At 67.7% G+C, this 8161-nt stretch carries 8 protein-coding genes; 3 read left to right on the top strand and 5 right to left on the bottom strand.

Annotated features, from left to right (window positions below):
• Positions 1-100: 100 nt before the first annotated feature.
• Positions 101-487: a hypothetical protein gene (locus IEV67_RS03670; RefSeq protein ID WP_188435207.1), complete on the top strand. Its 387-nt coding sequence runs from the start codon at positions 101-103 to the stop codon at positions 485-487.
• A gap of 21 nt (positions 488-508) precedes the next feature.
• Here the strand turns inward: IEV67_RS03670 and IEV67_RS03665 are convergent, their stop codons facing one another.
• Positions 509-2212 (bottom strand): AMP-binding protein, encoded by a 1704-nt coding sequence (locus IEV67_RS03665; RefSeq protein WP_188435206.1) that lies wholly within the window; start codon positions 2210-2212, stop codon positions 509-511.
• A gap of 133 nt (positions 2213-2345) precedes the next feature.
• On the opposite strand from IEV67_RS03665, the gene IEV67_RS03660 reads away from it, so the two are divergent.
• The gene (locus IEV67_RS03660) at positions 2346-3818 is read left to right on the top strand and encodes an MATE family efflux transporter (RefSeq protein ID WP_188435205.1); all 1473 of its coding nucleotides are present in this window, start codon (positions 2346-2348) and stop codon (positions 3816-3818) included.
• 8 nt (positions 3819-3826) lie between these two features.
• On the opposite strand, the gene IEV67_RS03655 is transcribed toward IEV67_RS03660, so the two are convergent.
• On the bottom strand, positions 3827-4297 hold the full coding sequence (locus tag IEV67_RS03655; protein ID WP_373284422.1) for an Lrp/AsnC family transcriptional regulator: 471 nt from the start codon (positions 4295-4297) through the stop codon (positions 3827-3829).
• 106 nt (positions 4298-4403) lie between these two features.
• Between IEV67_RS03655 and IEV67_RS03650 the strand changes: the two genes are divergently transcribed.
• Positions 4404-5630 carry a trans-sulfuration enzyme family protein gene (locus IEV67_RS03650; protein ID WP_188435203.1) on the top strand — a complete coding sequence of 409 codons (1227 nt, stop codon included), beginning with the start codon at positions 4404-4406 and terminating at the stop codon, positions 5628-5630.
• Here the strand turns inward: IEV67_RS03650 and IEV67_RS03645 are convergent.
• From IEV67_RS03645 to IEV67_RS03635, 3 genes are read right to left on the bottom strand one after another with little or no spacing between them, the layout of a single operon-like run.
• Positions 5581-6444 carry a metal ABC transporter permease gene (locus IEV67_RS03645; RefSeq protein WP_188435202.1) on the bottom strand — a complete coding sequence of 288 codons (864 nt, stop codon included), beginning with the start codon at positions 6442-6444 and terminating at the stop codon, positions 5581-5583. The two genes, IEV67_RS03650 and IEV67_RS03645, sit on opposite strands and share 50 nt — an antisense overlap.
• Complete coding sequence (locus IEV67_RS03640; protein WP_188435201.1) at positions 6441-7193, bottom strand: metal ABC transporter ATP-binding protein; 753 nt, start codon at positions 7191-7193, stop codon at positions 6441-6443. The genes IEV67_RS03645 and IEV67_RS03640 overlap by 4 nt, the downstream gene beginning before the upstream one ends.
• Entirely contained in the window at positions 7190-8140 is a 951-nt protein-coding gene (locus IEV67_RS03635) for a metal ABC transporter substrate-binding protein (RefSeq protein ID WP_373284421.1), read from the bottom strand. The genes IEV67_RS03640 and IEV67_RS03635 overlap by 4 nt, the downstream gene beginning before the upstream one ends.
• Positions 8141-8161 lie beyond the last annotated feature (21 nt).

The raw sequence follows: 8161 nt of genomic DNA, 5'->3' as shown, positions 1-8161 counted from the left end.
TTGCGTAACATCATCCTCGAGATGGATGCGGACGCCGCGGAAGCTCCGTATCTTTGAGTACACGGAGGCTGAACCGGGGGGTTTGGACGATATGTCGTCAATGAGTGCGTTAAGAGAGCTGGCAGCGTTCTTCCTGCCGGTCGGGTTCGTCGGAGCGGGCATCGCCGTTCTCTGCGCGATCATCGCCGGAGTCGCGCTCGCGCGCGGAGCGGTGGGATTGAGTGGCGGAGCGACTGCCGTCTGGATCGTCGGCATGATGCTCAGCATCGCTGCCGGCTTCTCCGGGCAGTGGATCCCGACCGCGGCCGCAGGCGGGGCATTGGTTGCGGCGCTCGTGATCGGAGCACTCGTGCGGGTTGTGCTCAACAGGCGCCCGAGCCGACCTGAGCGGCCGGAGCCGGTGGGCGCCGGTCCCGCTCCCACCCGCCCGCGCCGCGCCGAAGGGCTCGGCGGCGCGAGCCTCGGTACGGTTCTGGTTCAGCGCTAGCAGCGCTGAAGAATCGGCGGCTCAGCGGTAGTCGCGGTCCAGGTGCTGCCCTGCGGCGTCGCCGGCCGTGACGCGCTCCGCTTCGCGTGCCCGAAGCTCGACCCGGCGGATCTTGCCGGAGATCGTCTTGGGCAGCTCGGGCACGAACTCGATGATCCGCACCCACAGGTGCGCCGACAGGCGATCCCTGGCGAAGTCGTAGATCGCCCGTGCAGCGTCGGCTTCGGCCGGAGCATCCGCCCGCAGACACACGTACGCCTTCGGCACCGACAGGCGCGTCGGGTCCGGACTCGGGATCACCGCGGCCTCGACCACGAAGTCGTGCTCCAGCAGCACCGACTCGAGCTCGAACGGCGAGATCTTGTAGTCGGAGGCCTTGAAGACGTCATCGGCCCGCCCGACGTACGTGAGGTAGCCGTCCTCGTCGCGTGAGGCGATGTCGCCGGTGTGGTGGAATCCGCCGAGACGTGATTCGGCGGTCTTCTCCGGGTCGTCGTAGTACCCGGCCATCAGGCCGAGCGGCGACTCCGCGAGATCCAGCGCGATCTCGCCCTCGTGATCGGTGACCTCGCCCGTGACCGGGTCGAGCAGCACGACCGGATAGCCGGGCAGTGGTCTGCCCATCGAGCCGTCCTTCACGATCTGGCCGGGGGAGTTGCCGACGCACGCGGTCATCTCGGTCTGGCCGAATCCGTCGCGGATCGTTCCTCCCCAGGCATCCCGCACCCGGGTGATCACCTCGGGATTGAGCGGCTCGCCGGCGCCGACGAGTTCGCGCGGCGGGTGCGCGAGACGTGACAAGTCGGCCTGGATCAGCATCCGCCACACGGTCGGCGGGGCGCAGAACGTGGAGACGTGATGCGTGTCCATGACCTGCATCAGCGTGTTCGCGTCGAAGCGGTCGTAGTTGTAGACGAACACGGTCGCCTCGGCGAGGAACGGCGAGTAGAAGCTCGACCAGGCGTGCTTCGCCCACCCGGGGGAGGAGATGTTCAGGTGCACATCCCCTGGCTGCACGCCCAGCCACCACATGGTCGACAGGTGCCCGACCGGGTAGGAGACGTGCGTGTGCTGCACGAGTTTCGGCCGGCTCGTCGTGCCGGATGTGAAGTACAGCAGGCTGGTGTCTCCCGCCGGTGTCGGCCCGTCGGGCTCGAAGTCGCGCGGTGCGCTCGCCGAGTCGGCGAAGTCGTGCCATCCGGCGGGGACGTCGCCGACGCCGATCCGCTGCACTGCATCGTCGATCGCGCTCAGGCGATCGCTCAACGAGCCGAGCGTCACGACGGCCGTGGCGTGGCTGTGCTCGACGCGGAATACGAGGTCGGATGCCGAGAGCAGAGTCGAGGTCGGAACGGCGACCGCACCGATCTTGGTGATGGCGAGCATCACCTCCCACAGCTCGATCGTGTTATTCAGCATCACGATCAGATGATCACCACGGCCGATTCCCAGGCCGCGCAGCCAGTTCGCGACCTGATCGGAACGGACGGAGAGCTCGCCGTAGCTCCAGCTCTGAAGGCTGAGATCGGCGGACACGATCTGCACGGCAGGGCGATCCGGATTCTCGCCGGCGACGACGTCGAACCACTCCAGAGCGAAGTTGAACTCGTCGAGCTCGGGCCAGCGGAATCCCTCGACTGCGGTGTCGTAATCCGTGGCGTGCGCGAAGAGATGCCGGCGCATCTCGCGGATCGCGAGGGTGGCGGCGGTGGCAGTGCGACTCATCCGTCCATCCTGCACCTTCGGCATGATCTTCGCCGTAGGTCTTCCCTTGCCGAATCGATTCGATAAACTGGTCGCTTCGTCGTTCCCGGCATCCGATCCCCCATCCCCCCGCGTTCCGGAAGTTCTCCTCCGCATGGCCATCTCCCTCACCACGGGCCGCCCCTGGCGTGTCATCCTGTCGTTCTCCGTCCCGCTGCTCATCGGCAATGTCGTGCAGCAGCTCTACCAGGTCGTCGACACGATCGTCGTCGGCCGCGAGCTCGGCGTGAACTCGCTCGCCGCCGTCGGGGCGACCGGCAGCCTGCTGTTCCTGCTGCTCGGCTTCGCGTGGGGCATGACGAGCGGTTTCGCGATCCCCACGGCGCAGGCGTTCGGCGCGAAGGACCATGCAGCCGTCAGGCGTTCGGTCGCCACCGGCACGCTGCTGTCGGCGGCGGCCAGCATCCTGATCACGATCGGCGGGCCGCTGCTCGCCGAACCCGTGCTCGTGCTCATGCAGACGCCGCCCGAGCTGCTCGCCGAGGCCACGCTGTTCACGCAGGTGAGCTTCCTCGGCGGCGGCGCGACGATGTTCTTCAACTACCTCTCCGCGATCATCCGCGCGATCGGCGACTCCAAGACCCCGCTGATCTTCCTCACCATCGCGTGCGCGCTGAACGTCGTGCTCGTCGTCGTGCTGGTCGGACCGGTCGGCTGGGGTGTCGCCGGCGCTGCGCTCGCGACCGTGGTCTCGCAGGCGGTCTCGGTGCTGCTCTGCCTCGAGTTCGTCAGGCGTCGGATGCCGATGCTGCACGTGCGGCGCGCGGACTGGAAGGTCACGCGCGATGACATCGCCGATCACCTGCGACTCGGCCTGCCGATGGGATTCCAGGCCTCGATCATCGCGATCGGCACGCTGGTCGTGCAGGTGGCGCTGAACATGCTCGGGGCGGAAGCCGTCGCGGCGTACACGACCGCGAGCCGCGTCGACAGCCTCGCGACCGCGCTGCTCGCCTCGCTGGGCCTCGCCGTGTCGATGTACGTGGCGCAGAACTTCGGCGGACGCCGGCCCGACCGCATCCGCGCCGGCGTGAAGCAGGCGCTCTGGATGGCCGTCATCGCCTCCGTCATCCTCGGCGTGGTGCTCATCGCGTTCGGAACCCATCTCGTGCGGCTGTTCGTCGGCGATGGGTCGGACGAAGTGGTCGAGAGCGCCCACCTCATGCTCATCATCAACGGATCGACTTACGCGCTGCTGGGCGTGCTGTTCGTACTGCGCGGCGCACTGCAGGGGCTCGGACAGGCGATGATCCCGACGATCACCGGCGTGGTCGAACTGTTCATGCGCGTCGGCGCTGCCGTCGTGCTCGGTGCGATTCTCGGATTCGGCGGCGTTGCGGCGAGCAACCCGCTGGCGTGGGTCGGCGCGGTCGTGATCCTCGTCCCCGCGTACATGCGTGCGCATCGCGCCCTCGCGAGAATGCCCGTCGATCCGCTCGAGCCGACTCTCACCACCCCGATCGCGCTCGTCGGGCCCGACAACAGCTCGCTGAATGTGGATGCCGTCGTCACCCAGCCAGTGCCGATCATCGTGCAGCGGCGGTGGAAGAAGCTGCTACGCCGCTGAGCGTTTCGCTACCCGAGCACCCCGCGGCCGTCGCGCAGCTCGAAGACCAGCTGGGTCTCGGTGCCGCGCACGACCGGATGCACCGTGATGTGCTCCAGGACGATGTCGCGGAGGGCCACGGCATCGCGCACCGCGACGTGCACGAGAAAGTCGTCTACGCCGGCGACGTGGAACACCTGCAGCACCTGCGGCGTCGCCACGAGCGCATCGAACAGCGCGTTGACCTTCTCGCCGGTGTGGTTCGCCAACCGCACCTTGATGATCGCCTCGAGCGGATAGCCGAGCGCGGCCGCGTCGAGCCGGATGCGGGTGTCGCGGATGATGCCGCGATCGCGCAGGCTGCGAACCCGGTGCGCACAGGTGGACTCGGCCAGCCCCAGCTGCTGCGCGAGTGCCTTGTTCGTGAGGTCTGCGCGAACACTGAGCGCGGCGAGGATCTCGAGGTCGACTTCATCGAGTTGTGCTTTGGCCAATCTCATCTCCTCCTCGCCCCACCGATTTGCTGAAGAATGCGGATTGTGCGAGCTTCATGGCGGATGCTGTCGAATTCTCCCATCTTGATTGGGATTCGGGCACCTTGGAAGCATGACCGACCAGCATCTGCATCCCGACACGATGGCCGTGCACAGCGGCAGGGCCGACCTCGCCGAACTCGGTGTCCACGCCCTGCCGATCGATCTGTCGACCACGAATCCGCTGCCGGACATCGAACGCGGCGGCGACTCCTACGAGGCGATGGCGACGGGAGGCCGACCACCCGCTGACGGCAGCATGGTCTACGCGCGACTGTGGAACCCGACGGTCGCTCGCTTCGAAGACGCTCTCGCCGAGATGGAGCACGCTGACGCGTCGGTGGCGTTCTCGTCGGGCATGGCGGCGATGACCGCGGTGATCCTCGCGCACACGAGTGCGGCGCGCAAGTCTCACGTCGTGGCGGTGCGGCCGCTCTACGGCGGCACGGATCACCTGCTCGGCTCCGGCCTGCTCGCAACCGAGACCACCTACTGCCATCCGTCGGAGGTGCGGTCGATGATGCGGGCGGACACCGGGCTCGTCGTCGTGGAGACCCCGGCCAACCCGACGCTCGAGCTCGTCGACATCGCCGAGATCGTCGCGGCCGCCGGGGACGTGCCCGTCGTCGTCGACAACACGTTCGCGACGCCGCTGCTGCAGAACCCGCTCGACCACGGCGCCGCGATGTCGCTGCACAGCGCGACCAAGTACCTGGGTGGCCACGGCGACGTGATCGCCGGAGTCGTGGCGTGCAGTGAGCGGATCGCCGAGGCACTGCGACGCGTGCGTGCGGTCACCGGAGGGCTGCTGCATCCGCTCGGCGCGTATCTACTGCATCGCGGCCTCACCACGCTGCCGGTCAGGATACGCCAGCAGCAGCAGAACGCCCAACAGATCGTGCAGTGGCTGATCGATCAGCCCGAGGTCGATGAGGTGTTCTATCCCGGGCTTGACGGTGATCCGCGCGGCATCCTCGAGCGTCAGATGCGCGGCACCGGAGCGATGATCGCGATGCGGATGAGCGGTGGCTACGCGGCGGCGAAAGCCGTCGCCTCGTCGGTGGCACTGTTCACGCACGCCGTGTCACTGGGCGGAGTGGACTCGCTCATCCAGCATCCGGCCGCCCTCACCCACCGCCCGGTGCCGGCCGACGCGCGCCCCGACGCCGACGTGCTGAGGTTGTCGATCGGACTGGAGAACGCGGGCGACCTCATCGCCGACCTCGCCCAGGCGTTCGCGGCGTCGACCGTTATGCGGCCGCACCGACCGGCGAACGCCGCCGCAGTCTCTTCCCGATGACCCCCTGGCGCGGGCTGAAGAGGTAGACGAGCGCGAACACGCACCCCTGCACGACGACGACGAGACCTCCGGATGCCGCGTCGATCCAATAGCTGAGGTAGATCCCGACCACGCTGCACAGCGCCGACATGACGGGTGCGATCACCAGCATCCGCCCGAAGCGGTCCGTCAGCAGATACGCCGTCGCGCCGGGGATGATCAGCATCGCCACGACCAGTACCACGCCGACGACCTGCAGAGCGACGACCGAAGTCAGCGCGAGCACGCCGAGCAGCAGGGCGCCCAGCAGGCGGGGCGAGAGCCCGATCGCGAACGCGTGGGTCGGATCGAATGCGTACAGGGTGAGGTCTCGGCGCTTGATGATCAGCACGCCGAATGCGACTGCCGCGAGGATAGCGATCTGCACGAGGTCACCGGTGGAGACCCCGAGGATGTTCCCGAAGATGATGTGGTTGAGATCGGTCTGGCTGGGGGTGACCGAGATCAGCACGAGTCCGAGCGCGAACAGCGTCGTGAAGACGATGCCGATCGCGGCATCCTCCTTGACCCTGCTCGTGCCGCGGATGAGGCCGATCAGGCCGACGGCGAGAAGCCCGAAGACCAGGGCGCCCAACGCGAACGGTGCTCCGAAGATGTACGCGAGCACGACTCCTGGCAGCACCGCGTGCGAGACCGCGTCGCCCATCAGCGACCAGCCCACCAGCACCAGCCAGCACGACAGCACCGCGCACACGACAGCGGCGACGGCGGTGGTGACGAGCGCCCGCACCATGAAGTCGTACTGCAGGGGCTCGAGGATCCATTCCCAGATCATGGCGCCTCCTCCTGATCGGCATCGCTCTCCAGCCCGAACGCGCGCGCGAGATTTCCGGGTTCGAGCGCCTCTGAGACAGAACCGTGGAAGAGCACCCGTCGCAGCAGCAGCACGGCCTCGTCTGCGAGAGAGGGGAGCGCATGCAGGTCGTGGGTCGAGACGAGCACCGTGCTGCCGGCCGCTGCGAGCTCACGCAGCAGTCGCACGATCGTGGCCTCGCTGCGCTTGTCGACGCCGGCGAACGGCTCGTCGAGAAGCAGGATGCCGGCGCGCTCTGCCAAACCCTGGGCGATGCCGCGTGCGACGAAGGCGCGCTTGCGCTGCCCCCCGGAGAGCTGCCCGATCTGCCGGTCGGCGAGGTCAGTCAGCTCGACGCGCTCCAGCGCCTCGTCGACGGCATCCCTGTCCGCAGCACGCGCTCGCCGCAGCATACCCTGCTGTCCGTAACGGCCCATCATCACGACGTCGCGCACCGACACGGGGAAGGTCCAGTCGACGTCCTCGCTCTGCGGCACGTAGCCGATGAGCCCGCGCCGACGAGCGGATGCCGGATCCGCTCCCTCCAGTCGCACCTGTCCTGCGGCCGGTCGCACGAGGCCGATGATCGACTTGAACAGTGTCGACTTCCCCGATCCGTTCATGCCGATCAGCCCTGTGACGCGTCCGGGCTCCACCGTGAGCGAGACATCGTCGAGAGCGAGCACGTCGCCGTACCGCACGGTGATGCCGCTGACGTCGATCGAGCTCATGATCCGCTCCCCGTCAGGCCTGCGACGATCAGGTCGGCGTCGTGGCGGATCAGATCCAGATACGTCGGCACCGGGCCGTCGGCCTCGGACAGCGAGTCGACGTAGAGCATGCCGCCGAAGCTCGTACCCGTCGCCTGCACCACCTGCTGCATCGCCTTGTCGGACACGGTCGATTCGCAGAACACCGCCGGCACCTCGTTGTCGTCCACGAACTCGATCGCGTCGGCGATCTGACGCGGCGTCGCCTGCTGCTCGGCGTTCACGGCCCAGATGTACGCCTCGGTGAGGCCGGCATCCCTGGCGAGGTAGGAGAACGCACCCTCGCAGGTGACCAGGGCGCGTTCGTTCTCGGGCAACGCCGCGAGTTCGTCGGTCAGATCGTCCTGCACCTGCTGCAGCTCTGCCTTGTATGCGTCGGCGTTCGCGGCGAAGTCATCGGCGTGCACGGGGTCGAGGTCGCTGAACGCCGAGACCATGTTGTCGACGTAGAGCTGCGCGTTCGCCGGACTCATCCAGGCGTGCGGGTTGGGCTTGCCGGCGTACGCGTCTTCCGTGATGTCGATCACGTCGATGCCGTCCGAGACCACCACGTGCGGCACCTCGACCGATTCGACGAACTGCGCGAACCACACCTCGAGATTGAGCCCGTTGTCGAGGATCAGATCGGCGTCCGCAGCCTTGCGCACGTCGCCCGGCGTCGGCTCGTAGCCGTGGATCTCGGCGCCCGGCTTCGTGATCGATTCCACGCGCAGGTGGTCGCCCGCCACGTTCTCGGCGATGTCGGCGAGCACCGTGAAAGTGGTCAGCACGACCGGGCGGTCATCGTCGGTCACGGCATCCGGACCCGCGCAGCCGGACAGCGCGAGGGTGAGACCGGCGGCGAGTGCCACGGCGCGCGCGACCGACCCGGCAGACGGAGCGGCACTGACGCTGCGAGATTTAGGCACACCGAAAACCTACCTTTTAGG

The organism is Microbacterium murale (assembly GCF_014635185.1).
In the GTDB taxonomy this organism is placed as follows: Bacteria; Actinomycetota; Actinomycetes; order Actinomycetales; family Microbacteriaceae; genus Microbacterium; species Microbacterium murale.
The sequence above is the reverse complement of the archived record's forward strand: the minus strand, read 5'-3'. Positions and strand labels throughout refer to the sequence as shown.

Excerpts from the sequence above, each read along its gene's own strand:
- IEV67_RS03670 (WP_188435207.1), top strand. The coding sequence starts at position 101 with ATGAGTGCGTTAAGAGAGCTGGCAGCGTTCTTCCTGCCGGTCGGGTTC.
- IEV67_RS03665 (WP_188435206.1), bottom strand. The coding sequence starts at position 2,212 with ATGAGTCGCACTGCCACCGCCGCCACCCTCGCGATCCGCGAGATGCGC.
- IEV67_RS03660 (WP_188435205.1), top strand. The coding sequence starts at position 2,346 with ATGGCCATCTCCCTCACCACGGGCCGCCCCTGGCGTGTCATCCTGTCG.
- IEV67_RS03655 (WP_373284422.1), bottom strand. The coding sequence starts at position 4,297 with ATGAGATTGGCCAAAGCACAACTCGATGAAGTCGACCTCGAGATCCTC.
- IEV67_RS03650 (WP_188435203.1), top strand. The coding sequence starts at position 4,404 with ATGACCGACCAGCATCTGCATCCCGACACGATGGCCGTGCACAGCGGC.
- IEV67_RS03645 (WP_188435202.1), bottom strand. The coding sequence starts at position 6,444 with ATGATCTGGGAATGGATCCTCGAGCCCCTGCAGTACGACTTCATGGTG.
- IEV67_RS03640 (WP_188435201.1), bottom strand. The coding sequence starts at position 7,193 with ATGAGCTCGATCGACGTCAGCGGCATCACCGTGCGGTACGGCGACGTG.